Below are 17,123 nucleotides of genomic sequence, written 5' to 3'. Positions count from 1 at the left end.
GCGCCCGCAAACACGTCGCAGCCGCGATCGACCCGTTTGAGTGCGACGCGGGCCGGCTTGTTGCGGCAGCACGCACTCCGGATGCAGCGCGCGTTGCTTTCCGCTATAAGCGGCAAGGGCTCCGCGAAGTCATAGCCCGTTTTCCGGTGAGCCGTCGGTTCAGGACTGCAGTACGTGAAAGAATTTCAGTGTCCGTCGTGCCGAGAGCCCGTTTCGTTCGAGCACGTCGCGTGCGCAAATTGTGGCACTCAGTTGGCGTTCGACGCCGCATGCATCGACATGAGAAAGCTTGGGCCGAACCAGGCCTGCCGCAATCGCGAGATCATCGGCTGTAACTGGTGCGTCGAGGGTGCGGATTGGTATTGCGGATCCTGCCGTCTGACGCGCACGACTCCTGACCTTGGCGGCACGAGAAACATCATGCTCTGGCGGCGCATGGAGGAAGCCAAGCGCCGTCTTCTCTACGACCTCCGCCGCTTGCAACTCCCGCTGGTATCGCGCAGCGGCGCGCAGGTGACGTTCGACATTCTCTCCGACGACGTCAATCCGATCCTGACGGGGCATCTTGCGGGGGTGATCACGCTCAATCTGGCGGAAGCTGACGACGTCGAGCGCGAGGCCCGTCGCGTCGCATTCCGGGAGCCGTACCGCACCCTGCTCGGGCATTTCCGGCACGAGATCGGCCACTTCTACTGGGACCTGCTGGTCAACAGCACCACTTTCCAGGCGCCGTTCAAGCTGGTCTTCGGCGACGAGACGCAGGACTATCAGACCGCGATCAGTACCTATTACAGTCGGGCCGATCGTTCATACGACCGGCGCGGCTTCATCAGCGAATACGCGACGTCGCATCCCTGGGAAGATTGGGCGGAGACCTTCGCGCATTTTCTCCACATCGTGTCGACTCTCGACTCGTTGGCCGGCCTGCCGCTGTCCCTGGACGGGCGCGCCCGGCAGACCCTGACCGATCCTTATTTCGAGAGCGACTTCGAGGCGCTGCTGGCGTTATGGGTGCCGCTGTCCCGCGGCATCAACGAACTCAACCGGTCGCTTGGGATGAGCGACGCCTATCCGTTCGACATCTCGCCGGCGGTAAAGGGCAAGCTGCATCTCGTCCACATGGCGATCAGCGCGTTTCGCGATCAACAGAAGCTAGCGGCGTAACGCGGCAGCGGGCAGCTCCTGTTACGTCAAGAAGGCGCGAATCGCATCGGCGATCTCCGTTGCGTGCGTCTCCAGCGCGAAATGGCCGGTGTCGAAGAATTTCACGACGGCGTTGGGATTGTCGCGCCTGAACGCCTCGGCGCCGGGCGGAATGAAGAATGGATCGTTCTTGCCCCAGACCGCGAGGAAAGGCGGCTTGTGCTTGCGGAAATACTCATGGAAAGCCGGATAGAGCGCGACGTTGCTCTTGTAGTCGCCGATCAGATCGAGCTGCACTTCGTCGGAGTCCGGCCGTGCGAGATAGAAATTGTCGAGATTCTGGCCGTCCGGCGACACCATGGTCGTATCGGGGACACCATGCGTATACTGCCAGCGTGTCGTATCCGGTGTGAGAAATCCGCGCAGCGCCTCGCGATTGGCGGGCGAGGGGGCCTGCCAATAAGCCTTGATCGGAGTCCAGCCGTCGCTGAGGCCCTCCTCATAGGCATTGCCGTTCTGCGAGATGATGGCGGTGATCCTTTCAGGGTGGCTGAGCGCGAGCCGGAAGCCGGTCGGGGCGCCGTAGTCGAAGACGTAGATCGCAAAACGGTCGAAGCCGATCACCTCGGTGAAGCGCTCGATCACGCGCGCGATGTTGTCGAAGGTGTAGCTGAAGGTTTCGCGCGAAGGCATGTCCGACTGGCCGAAGCCTGGAAGGTCCGGCGCGACGATGTGAAACTTGTCCGCCAGCAGCGGGATCAGGTCGCGAAACATGTGACCTGCGCTCGGGAAGCCGTGCAGCAGCAGAAGCTTCGGCGCGCCGAGGCGACCGGCTTCGCGATAGAACACCTTGAAGCCGTTGACGTCGGCCGTGCGATATCTGGTGGAGGTCATGATAGTCTCCATTAGTGTTGCCTTGACGAGATGAGATCCGATGCTCGCGCGGTGGCGTGCTACTTGCCGTTCACCGCGTGTACTGCGTCGCCAATGATGTCGGCGACGACCCCGGGCGCGGTGACGCTTGGGGTGTGATCAACGGCGAGCGAACGGATGTTCGCTTTCATGCGCTCCGCCATGAAGCGCTGCGTCTCCGGAACGATCATGCGGTCCTGCTCGGCAATCAAGAACCAGCTCGGAACGTTCCTCCAGAGCGGGCGCCCCGCGGGCACGGTGATGCAATTCAACGAGATCGGCCGCTGCACGGCCGTCAGCACAGCGTGATCTTCCGAGGCGGCGTTCTGCGCGAAGGCCACGGCGAAGGCGTCCTCGGGCAACCAGATCAGGCCATTGTCGTCGGGCGCAAGCTTGGGGGCCTGTGGGTGCGGAGGAAGACGGTAGAACACGTCCGCAACCTTCTCGCCTTCGTCGGGCGCCAGCGCCGCCACATAGACCAGCGCCTTCACCCGCTCGGGGCGCGCGAGGGCGATCACCGCACCGGCATAGGCGTGTCCCGCGAGCACGATCGGGCCATTGGTACGATCCAAACTCCGGTTGAGGGCGGCGACATCGTCCGCGAGTGAGGTCAGCGGCAGCGGTGCCGCCTTCGCCTTGATGCCCTCGGCAGCGAGGGCCGTGATGACCCGCGCCCAACTCGACCCATCCGCCCACGCGCCGTGGGCCAGGACCACCGTGACGTCGCTCTTGGCCATCATTGCCTCCGCAGTAACCTGTACAATAGCACTAATAGGGTTACGACTGGCTTAGTAACTTGTCAATATGTATTTTACAGGTTACGTTGTGGTTGTTTTCGGCTGGGAGCCAAGCGTGCCAAACAGACCGCCTGCCATGTTCATCGCCGACTCGGTCGGTCTCGATTTCCTCAACTCGATCGCGACGCCGGTCGATACGCCCGTCGACTGGATCGACGATGGCGACGGGCTGATCGATTGGCTGGCGCAGGCGAAACTGGTGCCCACGGACGAGCTGGAGGCGTTGAGCGCACGCGCGAAGCCCGACGAGTTGGACAAGGTCGCGGATCAGGCGCGGGCCTTGCGCGAATGGTTCAGGGGCTTCGTGCGCAAGCATGCGGGCCGGCCGCTGACAGCGACGGCTCTGAAAGAACTCGGTCCGCTGAACAGTCTTCTGGAACAGGACGAAGTCTTTAGCCGGATCGAACCGCGACACGACGTCAGCCATCACGGTCTCGCGTTGCGGACCACGCGGCACTGGCGATCACCGGAGTCGCTGCTGTTGCCGATCGGCGAGGCGATGGCGAAGTTCGTCTGCGACGAAGACTTTTCGGACGTGAAAGCGTGCGAGGGCCATAACTGCACGATGCTGTTTGCGGACCACACACGTCGCCGTGCGCGGCGATGGTGCATCATGGCGGTCTGCGGCAACCGAGCCAAGCAGGCGGCGCATCGGAGCAGACTCAAGAGCCGTCAATAATCGGGCCACAGCCGCAACTGGTCGGCAACGATCTCAACGATGTCGCTGACCAGCTGATCGCGCGTCACGGAGCCGGTTGACCCGGCGGGTTTCGTGCCCCAAAAACCACCCAATCGGCGGTCACTAACCGCCGCGGAGGGGGCGCTTGCCCCCTCGTGGTAGGACTGCGGGACTTGATGATTGATCCAAGGCGACTTGTGGTGTTGGCAGCTCTTGTGCTGCTCGCCTTGAATCCTCCTCTGGCCGCGGCCTCACCCGCCAAGCCGAAGCCGGCTGCGAGTCCTGTGGTCGCGCCGCCGCCTCCTGCTCCGCCGGTCGAGCCGCTGCCGCCGCCGAAGATCTACTTGTTTCGCGGCGCCATGGGGCCATTTTTCTCGACCGGGATCGACCGGCTCAGCGAGAAGCTGACCAAGGCCGGCTTCTCGTCCGACGTCTACGAATTCACCTTGTGCCGCCTGATCGGCAACCGCGCCATCGCCAGCTACAAGGAGAGCCCGGCGCCGATCGTGCTGATGGGCCATTCGATGGGCGGTCTGTGCTCGGTCCTCATTTCCGAGATGGCGGCCAAGGAGAACATCCCGATCAGCCTCGTCATCGCTATCGATCCCGCGCACGCGACCGACGACGTGCCGCTCAACGTCGAGCGCTTCATCAACATCTTCCTGTCAGACAGTGTTCTCGGCGGCGGCGATGTGGTGGCGGTGCCCGGCTTTCGCGGCCATTACGCGAGCTACGATCTGAAGCTGAACAGCCGCGTCACGCACATCAACATCGAGAAGTCGGACGACATCCACCGCCAGATCGTCGAAATGGTGACGCAGTTGCCGCGCATCCAGGCGGGGCAGACCGAGGCCGATGCCGTGCCGCTGCGTTATCAGGTCCCCGGGGACACGCTGGTCGAATTGTGGGACAGCGGCGTCCGTATACCGGTCCGCACAGGCGATACGATGGAGAGCATCGCGGCAACCCATCGCGTGCCGGTCTGGGCCATCGCGCAGAGCAACTCGCTGACGGAGAATGCGACGCTCACGCCGGGCCAGTCGATCATTGTTCCCAGGCATTTGACGCCGCCGGACACAGCGGCCGCGGCCGCGATGGCGGTGCCGCCGCCGGCGGCACCTTCTGGACGGAAGAAGTAGCTTTCGCTCAGACGTTCGATCCGTGGATCGCGTCGATCACGGCGTCGGTCACTTCCCTTGTCGTCGCCTTGCCGCCGACATCGGGTGTCAGCACGCCGGCCGCACAGACCTGCTCGACCGCCTTCATCAGCCGCGCGGCTGCATCCTTCTCGCCGAGATGCTCCAGCATCTGTGCGCCGGTCCAGAACGTCGCGACCGGGTTGGCGATACCCTTGCCGGTGATGTCGAAGGCCGAGCCGTGGATCGGCTCGAACATCGAAGGAAAGCGGCGCTGCGGATCGATGTTGCCGGTCGGCGCCACGCCGAGACTGCCGGCAAGCGCGCCGGCGAGATCGGAGAGGATGTCGGCGTGGAGGTTGGTCGCCACGATGGTGTCGAGGCTCTTCGGATGCAGCGTCATGCGCACGGTCATGGCATCGACCAGCATCTTGTCCCAGGTCACACCAGGGAATTCGGTCGCGACCTCGGCTGCGATCTCGTCCCACATCACCATGCCATGGCGCTGCGCGTTCGACTTGGTCACCACGGTCAGGAATTTGCGCGGACGCGACTGCGCGAGCTGGAACGCATAGCGCATGATGCGCGTGACGCCGACGCGGGTGAAGACGGCGACTTCGGTGCCTACTTCTTCTGGCAGGCCCCTATGCGCGCGGCCGCCCATGCCGGCATATTCGCCTTCCGAGTTCTCGCGCACGATCACCCAGTCGAGATCGCCGACGCCGACATTGCGCAGCGGTGAGGCCACGCCCGGCAGGATCTTGGTCGGACGCACGTTGGCGTACTGGTCAAAGCCCTGGCAGATCGGCAGGCGCAGGCCCCACAGCGTGATGTGATCGGGCACGTCGGGGGCGCCGACCGCGCCGAAATAGATCGCGTCGAACTTCTTCAGCTCCGTGAGACCGTCGGCCGGCATCATCACGCCATGCTTCTTGTAATAGTCCGAGCCCCAGTCGAACGTCCTCACGTTGAAGGCGATGTCGCCGCTGCGCCTGGCCAGCGCCTCCAGCACGCGGACACCGGCAGAGATCACCTCGGGGCCGATGCCGTCGGCGGGGATTGCTGCGATCGAATGGGTGCGCATGGGAAGCTCCGTTGAAGATGGCGGTGGAGTTGCAGAAACTGGATGGTCCACCTCGCCACCGAGTCTAGGCGGGCGTGTCGGGTTACTCAATTGGCGCTGGTTTATACAAAAAAATGATATAATCATCGCTTGGCGAAACGAGGAAAGTCCTTTTATGGAATTGCATCAGCTTCGATGCTTCGTGGCGGCCGCCGAGCAGCTGCATTTCGGCCGCGCCGCGCAGCATTTGCAGATGCTGCCGTCTGCGCTCGGCCGCCAGATCAGGCTGCTGGAAGAGGATCTGGGAGCGCGACTGTTCGCGCGCACGACCCGCGCGGTCTCGCTCACCGAGGACGGCAACACGTTGCTGCGCGACGCCCGCGCCATCCTTGCTAGAGTTGAGGCCGTCGAGAGCAATTTGCGCAACCGCTCGCGCGCAGGTGCCGCGCGGCGGCTGCGGATCGGTGCCGTCGATAGCGCGGCGGCAGGGTTGCTGCCGCCATTGCTGCGCGACTTCCGCGCCAGGCATCCCGACGTCGCGGTCCAGCTTATCGAGGACAAGACCATCAGGTTATTGCCAAAGATCCTGACAGGGGCGCTCGATCTCGCCTTCGTTCGCCCTCCCGACCCGGCGGACAAGCGGCTCGAGTTACGCCCGCTGCTCCAGGAGACCGCGATCGTGGCGTTTCCGCAGCGGCACGCGCTCGCGGCACGGAAATCGATCACGCTGGCTGATATCGCCGGCGAGGCGATGCTGGTGCCGGACCGCCGATCGCGGCCGCACAGCCACGACCTCACGATCAAACTGTTCGAGCAGGCGGGCTTGACGCCGCGCATCGTGCAGGTCGCCGATGAGAAGCAGACCATCATCAATCTCGTGGCAACGAGGCTCGGTGTTGCCATCGTTCCGCGCTGGACCACGCGGATGGCGGTGACGGGCGTGCGCTTCGTGTCGCTCCGACCGAAGCAGAGCGGACCGGTCGGCCGGCTGCCGCTGGCGGCGGCCTGGCTGCGCGGCTCGCGTGATCCGGCCCGCGATGCGATGCTGGCGGTGTTGGAGGCGCGCCTGCGCTTCTATGCGCGGGAGGCGTGAGCGGCTATGACACTGGTCTGGATAAAAAGGTGGATGCGATGACCGATCAGAAAGCCTCGAACGACTTGCGGGTAGCGATCGCGGGCCTGGGCTCGATCGGCAGCAAGATTGTGACCGCGCTCGATCAGGGCATCGAAGGACTGGCGCTATCAGCCGTGGCGGTGCGCGATCCCGCCAAGCATCAGGCTTTCCTCAGTGGCCTGCGTCATCGGCCGCAAATCCTGCCGATCGACCAGCTTGGCGACGCCGCCGACATCGTGGTCGAATGCGCGCCGAGCAGCCAGTTACGCGCGATCGTCGAGCCCGCGGTGAAGCGCGGCAGGTCCGCGGTCGTCGTCAGCGTCGGCGGGCTGCTCGACAATTTCGATCTCGTCGATCTGGCCCGCGTCAAGGGCGGTCGCATTCTTGTCCCGACCGGTGCGCTGATCGGGCTCGATGCCGTCAACGCCGCGGCAGTCGGCACCATCCATTCGGTGAAGATGGTCACGCGCAAGCCGATCGACGGGCTGAGGGGCGCGCCGTTCATCGTTCAGAACAACATCGACATCGACAATCTGCGCGAGCCGCTCAAGCTGTTCGAGGGATCCGCACGTGACGCCGCAAAGGGCTTTCCGGCGAACGTCAATGTCGCCGTTGCGCTGTCGCTGGCGGGCATCGGGCCTGATCGCACCCAGATGCAGGTGTGGGCCGATCCCACCGTGACGCGCAACGTTCACCGTATCGAGGTCGAAGCGGATTCGGCGCGGTTCTCGATGAGCATCGAGAACATCCCGTCCGAGAATCCCAAGACCGGAATGATCACCGCACTGTCCGTGATCGCGCTGCTCCGCAAGCAGCGCGCCACGCTTTGCGTTGGAACGTAATTCTTAAGCGCCCGTCACGCGCCAGATCACGTTGCCGACGTCGTCGGCCATCAGCAGCGACTTCTTGTCGGGGCCGATCACGACGCCCACCGGGCGTCCGTAGGACTCCTTCTCGTCCGGGGACAGGAAGCCCGACAGGATGTCGCGACCGGGGCCGGAGGGTTTTCCGTTCGCGAACGGGATGAAGACCAGCTTGTAGCCGGACAGCGTGCTGCGATTCCACGAGCCGTGCTGGCCGATCACCATGCCGTCTCCGAAGCCGGGCAGGGTCCCTGCGGGCATCCAGCACAGGCCGAGCGAAGCGGTATGGCCGCCGAGCGCGTAATCAGGTTGCAGCGCCTTGGCGACCATCGCCGCATCCTGCGGCACGCGGTCGTCCACCGTCTTGCCCCAATAGCAATAGGGCCAGCCGTAGAAGCCGCCGTCGCGCACCGAGGTGAGATAGTCGGGCGGCGTCTCGTCGCCGAGACCGTCACGTTCGTTGACGACGGTCCAGAGCACGCCCGTCGTTGGCTCCCACGCAAGCCCGACCGGATTGCGCAGGCCCGCGCCGAAGATGCGATGCGTGCCGGCGGCGAGATCGAGCTCGTAGACCGCGGCGCGGCCTTGCTCGACCTCCATGCCCATTTCGGCGATGTTGCTGAGCGAGCCGACGCCGGCATAGAGCTTCTTGCCGTCGGGGCTGGCGAGCAGGCTGCGCGTCCAGTGGCCGCTCGGCTTGAACGTGGTGAGCCGCTTGCCCGGCGCGGTGATGCTGTCGGCATTGGCGACATAAGGAAAGGCCATCACGCCGTCGGTGTTGCCGACATAGAAGGTGTCGCCGATCAGCGCCATGCCAAAGGGCTGGTTGAGGTTCTCCATGAAGGCGCCGCGGACTTCCGCAACGCCGTCGCCGTCCTTGTCGCGCAACAGTGTGATGCGGTTGGCGGAGACGCCCAGCGCCGCGGCGCGCCGCATCGTCGCCTGCATCGCGTAGTGGAACACGCTGCGCGGGGCGCCCGCGATCTGCGTCGCTTCAGCGATCAGCACGTCGCCATTGGGCAGCACCTCGATCCAGCGCGGATGGTCGAGCTCGCTCGCGAACGCGTTGACCTTGAGCCCGGCTGCGACCGTCGGCTTCTGGCCTTGGCTCCAGCCGCGCGCGGTCGGCATCTTCAAGGTCGGGATCGCGCCTTGCGGCTTGGCCTCGGGAATGGAAGGGGCCTGGCCCCAGGCCGGCGCCGCTTCAGTGCCGGTCAGCTTCCGCCATTGCAGCGCGATGCCGCCGAGCACTGCGACGAACTGCGCAAAGATGCTGGAAAAAGTCATGAGAAGCCCCTGTCGAACCCTGCGGCACAGTCCGGATCGCACCAAGCCCCGCGCGGGCTTGAGGCCTGACCGTCGATCTCGCCAGATCGACGATGGAACGTCGACGTGCCCTTTTTGCGCGCGCATCCAACTGGGTGACGGTCAAAAGGTCAACCGGGCCGGAACTCGATCCGTGGCTATTCCCGTGGAATGGCTGCTGATCGAATTTGCATAGGGGGGATGCGGATCAGTGCCGAACCTGCTGCTCCAGCCGTCGGGCATGCCTGAAATCATCGAGATGATGGACGTTCGGCGTGAGCGCTGCCTCCTTGGACAGGAGATGATAGACGCGCGCGACGGTGCGCTGCTTCAGCTTCGGCCGCCCTGGCGGCAGCGCCCGCGCCTTGCAGAGTGCCGCAATCGCGTGCGCGCGAAAATAATCGTAGGCGTCCGACATGGCGCAATGCTCTGCGTCTGGAGCAGGTGTCACGGGGCTAACGGGTGAGTGGAGAGGCGGTTCCTGCCTGATCCCGCGCTTACCAATCCGTCATCCTTCGAGGCTCGGCTTGCGATGCATGCGCATCACAAACCTCGCACCTCAGGATGACGGGACGAGGGGAGCGCTCTGCGGCGAATGCGATAGGCGGACGTCCGCAGCTTCACCGCGGCGACGTGAACGGGATGATCATCGGCACGCGGCGGCAATAGGCGCCGTAGGCGTCCTCGCCGAGCTCCTTCGAGAGGAACACCTCTTCCATCCGGCCCTTCTGCCACATGCCGAGCGAGATCAGGATGGCGCCGAGGATCGTCGTCACCATGCCGATCGCAACGCCGGTCACCAGCATGCCGAAGATCAACCCGGTGTAGATCGGATGACGGACGATGCCGTAGGGGCCGGTGTCGATGACGCGGTGGTCTTCCTTGTGGGTGATGGTGTTGGACCAGAACTTCCCGAGATGCAGCCGCCCCCACCATGCGAAGGCGATGCCGGCGACCGAGAGGATCGCGGCGATGGCGATGCCGGTGTTGCCGAGCACCCAGAGCGGCTTCCAGCCCATGACCTCCGCAATGAATGGCGTGTACAGGATGCCGCCGACCAGGATCGGCAGGCGATAGCGCTGCGACTCCAGCGTCATGACCTGCTTCTTGGTCTGTCCCTGCCAGAACGAAGCGCCCACCCAGCTGGCGAGAAAGGCGAGCCAGATCAGGGCCAGGAGCTCGGTCGGCCAGGTCGTGGTCCAGCCACCCCAGGCCACGGAGAGAAGCTTGCTGAAATCAAAGGACATGCGGAAAGGTTCTTTGGTTTGGGCGGCAGATCAGCTCGCGCGCGAGGAGAGCGCGTGATGCTCGATGGCGCCGGAGGGCTGCTGGCCGTTGCGGGTGAGCAGGTGGGTGATGGTTTCGCGCAGCACCGGCTCGATCGGGCGCGGCGCATAGCCGAGCTCGTCACGCGCCTTGCCGATTGAAAGGTCGCTCGCGGCCAGCGCGATGCGCACGCCCTCGGCGGTGCCGTTGGGCGGACGGCGCGTGATGTGATCGGAGACCTTCTCGAGCATGATCGCGGAGAGCTCGGCGATCTTGCCGGGAACGACGACCGGATATTGTCGCCGTCCGCTCATCGCCGACATCATGCGCAGGATCTGCCCGAGCCTGACGCAATCGCCGCCGAGGATGTAGCGCTGGCCGATGCGGCCACGCTCCATCGTCAGCAACAGGCCCATGGCGACGTCGCGGACGTCGACGAGATTGACCAGGAAGTCGAGATGCGGCTGCACCTTCTTCTGCAGGAAGTACCACAGCATCGCCGTCGGCGGCGTCAGATTGTGGTCGGCAGCGCCGATCGGCATGGTCGGGGTGCCGATCACGAGCGGGAAGCCGCTGGCCGCGGCCTTCGCGGCGTGATGCTCTGCGAGCGATTTCGAACGCGTATAGGCGCCGGGCATCGCGTCGGCCGGCTGCAAGGCTTCCTCGGCGGCCACGCCGTTGAGGTTGGCGTAGGGGAACAGGATCGATTCCGTCGAGCAATGCAGGAAGCGCGAGATGTTGCGCTTCATCGCAGCTCCAAGCACGACCTCGGTGCCGCGGAAATTGACGTCGTGGAAGTCCTGCTTGTTGGCGACCCACATGCCGGGCAGGCCGGCAAGGTGATAGACCTGATCAACTCCCGAAACCGCAGCATCGACCGTGGCAGCGTCCAGCACCGAGCCGCGCACATACTCGACGTCCGCATTCGCGGTCGCCGGCGGCCTGACATCGAGAACACGTACCCGCTGCCCACGGGCGCGGAGCGCTTCGACGAGATGCTGTCCGATGAAACCGCTGCCACCGGTAACCAGTACGAGAGTCATGCAGAAGGTTTGCTGTTTCGCTTCTAGAACTAACGGGTCGAAAGGGAATTGGTCGGAACTGGCGCCAGAATCGCGGCAAGGTCGCGACGGAAGCCCAATGCAATGAATAATTTTGCCATAACGAACATCGGTCCAAGCAGGAAATGCGTGGGGTGGTCGACCATGGACGGTTGTCGTTCCTCGAACACCTTGTGACCAACGGTCTGGGCCGCGACGCCGAACCCGATCAGCACCACAAAAATAGACCACATCATGGCGGTCGAAACCTGATTGCCGATCGCGGTTGCGACCGATAGCAGCACGATCATCGACACCAGGATGCCGAGCCCGACGCCGGCATCCAGCATCAGCCAGTATACCAGCACTGGCAGGGCCAAAATCACCGCCAGGCTCACCTCGACCCCGAACACGGAGAAATGGACCAGGGTCAGCGGCAGCGTCGCGCCAGTGAAGAGCAGGACAATGCCGACCACATGCATCGCGCAATTCCAGGGATCGCGATGATATTCGACATAGTCGGCCAGTTGGCGTTGAAAATAGCCAGCCATTTCAGTCTCGTGCAGCACGGGGTCGGGAAGGGCGAAAACAGCCTATAGCACCTGACAGGGCAGTGCACAAACCGGCACTATTGTCGCGCAAGACCTTGATGTCGCGCTGTGAGACAGGTCACAAAATAATCAAAACTTCAACGGGTTCCGCTGCCGTGAAGGCCGGGCGCTCAGCGTTTCTTGGCGGGCTTTTTCGCCGCAGGCGCAGGGGCCGCCGCCGGATGCGCAGGCGCTTCTTCGGGCACTTTGGCAAAGGTCAGGATTTGCAACTGGCCGTTGACGGCCGAGGTCGGCTTGGCGCGGTCCAGGAACTGCTCCTCGCCGAGGCCGATCGGCTGGAGCCGCTTGGTCGAAATCTTGAACGTGTTCACCAGCACGTCGCGGATCGCATCCGCCCTGCGCTGGCTCAGGATCGCGTTGGCCTCGCGCGTCTTCTGATTGGACTCGACGTGGCCGACGATGAGAAACGTGTAGGGAAGCAGCGACGCGTGAACCAGCGCGTCGGCGATCCGGCCGACGGTCTGGTAGGACTCCGGCTGGATGATCGGCGTATCGGCGTCGAACTGGATCTGCGCGTTGAAGGCGGGCAGCTTGGCGAGGTCGGGCGCGATCGGCGGCCGGTTCACCGGACCCGGATCGTTCTTGATCCTCGCCTTGGCCCGCTCCATCACCTGCTGCTTCAGCGCGGGCAGGTCGACCTCGGGGGCCTCCTCGAAATGATTGAGCTTGCCGACGATGTCGTCGCGGGTCGGCGCAGTCTGCGCGGCCGCGGCGCCTGCGAGCAGCGCGAGGCCCAAGGCGATGCCGATGCCGGCGGTGCTGTGCCCGGTTGCGCGCATCATCGATACCCCGCCTCGTCGACGGCCTTCAGGCAGTTGTTGCTGATGCCCTTGGGCGTCGAGATCAGGCAGGGGATCGACTTGCTGGTCTCCTTTGTCGAGCCGCCGCAGACCTTGACGATCTCGCGCTGGCAGGCGTTCGCGACCGTGACACGGGCGGCGACGCGCTTCTGGATGGCGTCGAACGCGGTGAGGTAATCGCTCTGGCACTGCTGGGAGAGCACGTCCCGGTTGCGGGACAGGCATTCCTTCAGGCGGGTCGAGTCCGGATTGACGCCGCGGCAATTGGCGACGATCTCCGCACCGCAGCTCCTGGCCAGGAGCCCGATCGAATCGCCAAAGCTCATGGTCTCCGCCGCGCTGAGCGACGGCGTCCCCAATGCAAGCACGATCAGTGTGATGAAGCCCCGGATCATGGTTGCATCTGATACGGGGAAGTTCGCCATGGTCAAGGGCTGATCGCCCCCGAACTGTCGAGAGTCCGGCGAGTGCGGCGAACAGTCCTCACTCCTCGGCGAGGGGTGGCCATTCGATCAGGACGGCCGTGTGGTTCCGGATCGCGTCGGCAAATTCCGGGGCAGCTTTGAGCTCGTCCAGTGTTCGCGGCGGAGGAAGCTCGCCACCGTCCGCGATCACCTCCTCGGCATAGAATGCGATGGCCTCGGGTGCGTTCTCCAGGGCCTCGTCGATGTCGTCGCCGCCGGACATGCAGCCGGGCAGGTCCGGAAACCACAGGCTGACGTCGTCAGGGCCGTTGTCTTCAATGATGGCCACGTAGTGCGCCATGTCGGCGCTCACGCCCGCTGCACAAAGCTGTCCACGACCTTCTTCTCGCCGGCCTTGTCGAAGGCGATGGTGAGCTTGTTGCCGTCGATCTTGGTGACGCGGCCGTACCCGAATTTCTGGTGGAAGACGCGGTCGGAGAGCGAGAATTCCGACGTCGTGCCGGTGGATTTGGCGACCAACTCGCCTTCGATCGTCAGGGGACCGCGGCGGCGCGAGGAGAAGCTGCCGAAATCGGGGCCTGACGACGACGAGGAGAACGTTGCGGCTTCTTCCTCGAAGCCGCCGCGCCCGCCACCGCCATTGCGGCCGCCACCGCGGTTGCGATTGGCCTGCGCGCGCTGCCAGCCCGGCGTCGAATAGGTCGAGCCAAAGGCTTCCATGTCGTCGAAGCGCGAAGCACCGTAGCCGCCGGTGCCGCCCCAGGCCGAGCCGCCCTTGGATTCCGTGATCTCGACATTGGCCGCCGGCAGTTCGTCGAGGAAGCGCGACGGGATCGTGGTCGACCAGGTGCCATGGATCCTGCGGTTGGTGGCGAAATAGATCATGGCGCGGCGGCGGGCGCGGGTCAGGCCGACATGGCCGAGCCGGCGTTCTTCCTCGAGCCCGGCGCGGCCCTGCTCGTCGAGGGTGCGCTGGCTCGGGAACAGGCCTTCCTCCCAGCCGGGCAGGAACACGTTGTCGAATTCGAGGCCCTTGGCCGAGTGCAGTGTCATCAGCGACACTGCGTCGTCCTCGGCGCCGCCCTCGCGGTCCATCACCAGCGAGATGTGCTCGAGGAATCCTTGCAGGTTCTCGAACTCCTCCATCGAGCGCACGAGCTCTTTGAGGTTCTCCAGCCGGCCCGCGGCATCGGCCGAACGGTCCTTCTGCCACATCTCGGTATAGCCGCTCTCGTCGAGCACGATCTGGGCGAGATCCGTATGCGCGGTAACCTCGCGCTGGGCGCGCCAGCGATCGAACTGGGCGACGACGTCGCGCAAGGACCCGCGCGCCTTCGGCTTCAGCTCGTCGGTCTCGATCACCGCGCGCGCCGCGTCGAACAAGGGAATGCGGCGCTTGCGGGCGTGATCGTGCAGCAACTGTATGGTGGCATCGCCAAGGCCGCGCTTGGGCACGTTGACGATGCGCTCGAAGGCGAGATCGTCCGCGGGCGAATTGATGACGCGCAAGTAGGCCAGCGCATCGCGGATTTCGGCGCGCTCGTAGAAGCGCGGGCCGCCGATGACCCGATAGGGCAGGCCGAGCGTGACGAAGCGATCTTCGAACTCGCGCATCTGGTAGGACGCGCGCACGAGAATGGCGATCTCGTTGAGCTTCTCGCCCTTGCGCTGGATCTGCTCGATCTCCTCGCCGATGCCGCGAGCTTCCTCTTCGGAATCCCAGGAGCCCGTGACCGTGACCTTCTCGCCGTCATGGTCCTCGGTGCGCAGCGTCTTGCCGAGCCGGCCTTCATTATGCGCGATCAGGTGCGAGGCGGCGGCGAGGATGTGGCCGGTCGAGCGGTAGTTGCGCTCGAGGCGGATCACTTTCGCGCCCGGGAAATCGTGCTCGAAGCGCAGGATGTTGTCGACCTCGGCGCCGCGCCAGCCATAGATCGACTGATCGTCGTCGCCGACGCAGCAGATGTTTTTGACGTGGTTCTTCTCCCTCTCCCCGTCCTTTACGGGGAGAGGGTTGGGGTGAGGGGCTGCTTCCACGAACCCAGCTTGCGGAGAGTCCCCCTCACCCGCCGCGCTTTGCGCGTCGGCCTCTTCCCGCACGCGGGGAGAGGCGAGAGACGACGGCGCCTGCGACAGCAGCCGCAGCCACAGATATTGCGCGACGTTCGTATCCTGGTACTCGTCGACCAGGATGAATTTGAAGCGCTGCTGATATTGCCGCAAAATATCCGGGTGCTCGCGGAAGATGCGGATGTTCTCCAGCAAGAGATCGCCGAAATCGGCGGCGTTGAGGATCTTCAGCCGCTCCTGGTAGCTCGCATAGAGCTTGCCGCCCTTGCCGTTGGCGAACATCGCGGCTTCGCCTGACGGTACCTGCGACGGCGTCAGGCCGCGGTTCTTCCAGCCGTCGATCAGTCCGGCCAGCATGCGCGCCGGCCAGCGCTTGTCGTCGATGTTCTCGGCTTGCAGGAGCTGCTTGAGCAGCCGCACCTGGTCGTCGACGTCGAGCACGGTGAAGTTCGACTTGAGCTGCGCCAGCTCGGCATGGAAGCGCAGGATGCGGCCGCCGATGGAGTGGAAGGTGCCGAGCCACGGCATGCCCTCGACGGCATGGCCGAGCATCTGGCCGAGCCGGTGCTTCATCTCGCGCGCGGCCTTGTTGGTGAAGGTCACCGACAGGATCTCGGCGGGGCGGGCGCGGCCCTGGCTCAGGATGTGCGCGATGCGCGTGGTCAGCACGCGGGTCTTGCCGGTGCCGGCGCCGGCCAGCACCAGGACCGGGCCGTCCAGCGTCTCCACGGCCTCGCGCTGCTCGGGATTGAGGCCGGAGAGGTATTTCGGGCCCACGGAGGCGCGCGCACGCGCGGCGATGCCGCCGGCTGCGGGCTGGTGGTCGGGTACGCTGGTGATCTTGCTCGGCTCGGTCATGCGAATCATTGGCCCCACGATGGCACCGCGGGGTGGCGGAAGGGAGCCTTCTTAACAGGGATTGGCCCCTATATGGGGCGGCCCGACGAGGTTTTCCACGTGCACGGCGGGCCGATTTGTTCCTGGACGCCGAGCGAATTTCCGGCGGCCGGCGGCCGGAACCAATGTTCCGAGCCGGCGATTGTTTCTGCAAGTGAGGCGCCTCAGTCGCGCCGAACGCAGGCAGTCATCGAAACAGAGGTTTTGACCATGCTGAGCTGGGTTGTGACGTTTCTGATTATCGCACTGATCGCCGGTATCCTGGGCTTTGGCGGCCTCGCCGGCGCGTCGATCGAAATCGCCAAGATCATCTTCTTCGTCGCGGTCGTGCTGTTCCTGGTCTCGGCCGTGGTCGGCCTCGCCCGCGGCCGCAGGATCTAGCGCGCGCTCTTCACCTCTCCCCGTCGGGGAGAGGTGGACGGCAGCATCTTCTCTTATCGCTTCGAGGGCATCGCCACGTTCCGGCCGATGCCCTCGGGCCGCGGCACGGCGCTGTGGGTCTTGACGACGGCTGCGATGCGCTCGCGGATATCTGGCGGAAACGCCGCCACCTTTCGCGAGCCCATGTCGATGTGCAGCGACATGTTCTCGGAGGTGGCCGACAGCCAGCCTTCGGTCGCGTGACGCAGTTCCTGGAATGTGTGCAGGCGCTTGTCGTCGGCTTCCAGCAGCCAGACCGAGACCTGCACGGGATCGCCGAGATGAATCTCGCGCAAATACCGCACGTGGCATTCGGCCGTGAAGGTCGAGCCGTTGCGGTCCTTCATATAGGTTGGTCCGATCCCGAGCTGCAGCCACATCTGGTCGATCGCCCGGTCGAACATCACGTTGTAATAGGCCATGTTGAGATGGCCGTTATAATCGATCCATTGCGGCTCGATCTGCATGATCGAACTGCGGAACGGCTCGGCGGGCTTCGAAGCGGCACTCTCCGGCATGTCTCATTCCCTGGCTATGCGTCCGGTCGCTTGACTTGACCGGTGAGATGTCCTTTGCCACGGT

Annotated in this window: 19 protein-coding genes; 6 read left to right on the top strand and 13 right to left on the bottom strand. The window is 64.5% G+C overall.

The genetic code is table 11. The features are described from left to right. The first annotated feature begins 174 nt into the window (after nucleotides 1-174). Nucleotides 175-1,164 carry a zinc-binding metallopeptidase family protein gene (locus XI06_RS30230; protein WP_237866168.1) on the top strand — a complete coding sequence of 330 codons (990 nt, stop codon included), beginning with the start codon at nucleotides 175-177 and terminating at the stop codon, nucleotides 1,162-1,164. Nucleotides 1,165-1,185: 21 nt separating this feature from the next. On the opposite strand, the gene XI06_RS30225 is transcribed toward XI06_RS30230, so the two are convergent. Further along, nucleotides 1,186-2,037: an alpha/beta fold hydrolase gene (locus XI06_RS30225; protein ID WP_271607118.1), complete on the bottom strand. Its 852-nt coding sequence runs from the start codon at nucleotides 2,035-2,037 to the stop codon at nucleotides 1,186-1,188. A 59-nt stretch (nucleotides 2,038-2,096) separates the two neighbouring features. Next, nucleotides 2,097-2,792: an alpha/beta fold hydrolase gene (locus tag XI06_RS30220; protein ID WP_237890551.1), complete on the bottom strand. Its 696-nt coding sequence runs from the start codon at nucleotides 2,790-2,792 to the stop codon at nucleotides 2,097-2,099. Nucleotides 2,793-2,928: 136 nt separating this feature from the next. Between XI06_RS30220 and XI06_RS30215 the strand changes: the two genes are divergently transcribed. Together XI06_RS30215 and XI06_RS30210 are read left to right on the top strand one after the other, a co-directional pair. After that, complete coding sequence (locus XI06_RS30215; protein ID WP_237866165.1) at nucleotides 2,929-3,531, top strand: CGNR zinc finger domain-containing protein; 603 nt, start codon at nucleotides 2,929-2,931, stop codon at nucleotides 3,529-3,531. 176 nt (nucleotides 3,532-3,707) lie between these two features. Further along, a complete protein-coding gene (locus XI06_RS30210; RefSeq protein ID WP_237866164.1) occupies nucleotides 3,708-4,670 on the top strand; it encodes a LysM domain-containing protein in 963 nt (320 codons plus the stop codon). Nucleotides 4,671-4,677: 7 nt separating this feature from the next. On the opposite strand, the gene XI06_RS30205 is transcribed toward XI06_RS30210, so the two are convergent. Continuing rightward, nucleotides 4,678-5,751, bottom strand: a complete 1,074-nt coding sequence (locus XI06_RS30205) for a tartrate dehydrogenase (protein ID WP_237866163.1) — start codon at nucleotides 5,749-5,751, stop codon at nucleotides 4,678-4,680. A gap of 154 nt (nucleotides 5,752-5,905) precedes the next feature. Between XI06_RS30205 and XI06_RS30200 the strand changes: the two genes are divergently transcribed. Both XI06_RS30200 and XI06_RS30195 read left to right on the top strand, forming a co-directional pair. After that, nucleotides 5,906-6,823, top strand: a complete 918-nt coding sequence (locus tag XI06_RS30200) for a LysR family transcriptional regulator (protein ID WP_237890553.1) — start codon at nucleotides 5,906-5,908, stop codon at nucleotides 6,821-6,823. A gap of 38 nt (nucleotides 6,824-6,861) precedes the next feature. Then, entirely contained in the window at nucleotides 6,862-7,686 is an 825-nt protein-coding gene (locus XI06_RS30195; RefSeq protein WP_271607117.1) for an aspartate dehydrogenase, read from the top strand. Between the two features lie 3 nt (nucleotides 7,687-7,689). On the opposite strand, the gene XI06_RS30190 is transcribed toward XI06_RS30195, so the two are convergent. The 9 genes from XI06_RS30190 to XI06_RS30150 all read right to left on the bottom strand — a co-directional run bounded on the left by XI06_RS30190 (nucleotide 7,690) and on the right by XI06_RS30150 (nucleotide 16,091). Continuing rightward, nucleotides 7,690-8,994, bottom strand: coding sequence for a PQQ-dependent sugar dehydrogenase (locus XI06_RS30190; protein ID WP_237890555.1), 1,305 nt, complete (start codon nucleotides 8,992-8,994; stop codon nucleotides 7,690-7,692). A 226-nt stretch (nucleotides 8,995-9,220) separates the two neighbouring features. Then, a complete protein-coding gene (locus tag XI06_RS30185; protein ID WP_237890556.1) occupies nucleotides 9,221-9,430 on the bottom strand; it encodes a hypothetical protein in 210 nt (69 codons plus the stop codon). Nucleotides 9,431-9,632: 202 nt separating this feature from the next. Beyond that, the gene (locus XI06_RS30180) at nucleotides 9,633-10,259 is read right to left on the bottom strand and encodes a methyltransferase family protein (protein ID WP_237866158.1); all 627 of its coding nucleotides are present in this window, start codon (nucleotides 10,257-10,259) and stop codon (nucleotides 9,633-9,635) included. Between the two features lie 30 nt (nucleotides 10,260-10,289). Beyond that, nucleotides 10,290-11,321 (bottom strand): NAD-dependent epimerase/dehydratase family protein, encoded by a 1,032-nt coding sequence (locus XI06_RS30175; protein WP_271607116.1) that lies wholly within the window; start codon nucleotides 11,319-11,321, stop codon nucleotides 10,290-10,292. Between the two features lie 29 nt (nucleotides 11,322-11,350). After that, on the bottom strand, nucleotides 11,351-11,887 hold the full coding sequence (locus tag XI06_RS30170) for an Mpo1 family 2-hydroxy fatty acid dioxygenase (RefSeq protein ID WP_271607115.1): 537 nt from the start codon (nucleotides 11,885-11,887) through the stop codon (nucleotides 11,351-11,353). A gap of 152 nt (nucleotides 11,888-12,039) precedes the next feature. Next, nucleotides 12,040-12,708 carry an OmpA family protein gene (locus tag XI06_RS30165; protein ID WP_237866192.1) on the bottom strand — a complete coding sequence of 223 codons (669 nt, stop codon included), beginning with the start codon at nucleotides 12,706-12,708 and terminating at the stop codon, nucleotides 12,040-12,042. Next, nucleotides 12,708-13,124 carry a hypothetical protein gene (locus XI06_RS30160; RefSeq protein WP_237866191.1) on the bottom strand — a complete coding sequence of 139 codons (417 nt, stop codon included), beginning with the start codon at nucleotides 13,122-13,124 and terminating at the stop codon, nucleotides 12,708-12,710. The genes XI06_RS30165 and XI06_RS30160 overlap by 1 nt, the downstream gene beginning before the upstream one ends. 88 nt (nucleotides 13,125-13,212) lie before the next feature. Next, the gene (locus XI06_RS30155) at nucleotides 13,213-13,494 is read right to left on the bottom strand and encodes a type II toxin-antitoxin system HicB family antitoxin (RefSeq protein WP_237866155.1); all 282 of its coding nucleotides are present in this window, start codon (nucleotides 13,492-13,494) and stop codon (nucleotides 13,213-13,215) included. Nucleotides 13,495-13,502: 8 nt separating this feature from the next. Then, nucleotides 13,503-16,091, bottom strand: a complete 2,589-nt coding sequence (locus XI06_RS30150) for an ATP-dependent helicase (protein WP_271607114.1) — start codon at nucleotides 16,089-16,091, stop codon at nucleotides 13,503-13,505. A 240-nt stretch (nucleotides 16,092-16,331) separates the two neighbouring features. On the opposite strand from XI06_RS30150, the gene XI06_RS30145 reads away from it, so the two are divergent. Beyond that, complete coding sequence (locus XI06_RS30145; protein WP_128950323.1) at nucleotides 16,332-16,502, top strand: DUF1328 domain-containing protein; 171 nt, start codon at nucleotides 16,332-16,334, stop codon at nucleotides 16,500-16,502. A gap of 53 nt (nucleotides 16,503-16,555) precedes the next feature. On the opposite strand, the gene XI06_RS30140 is transcribed toward XI06_RS30145, so the two are convergent. Continuing rightward, nucleotides 16,556-17,059, bottom strand: coding sequence for a thioesterase family protein (locus tag XI06_RS30140; RefSeq protein ID WP_237866153.1), 504 nt, complete (start codon nucleotides 17,057-17,059; stop codon nucleotides 16,556-16,558). Between the last annotated feature and the right edge of the window lie 64 nt (nucleotides 17,060-17,123).

This window comes from Bradyrhizobium sp. CCBAU 11434, assembly GCF_028128895.1.
Classification (GTDB): Bacteria; Pseudomonadota; Alphaproteobacteria; order Rhizobiales; family Xanthobacteraceae; genus Bradyrhizobium; species Bradyrhizobium zhengyangense.
Note: the sequence above shows the minus strand (reverse complement) of the source record. Positions and strands in the feature narration are given on the sequence as shown.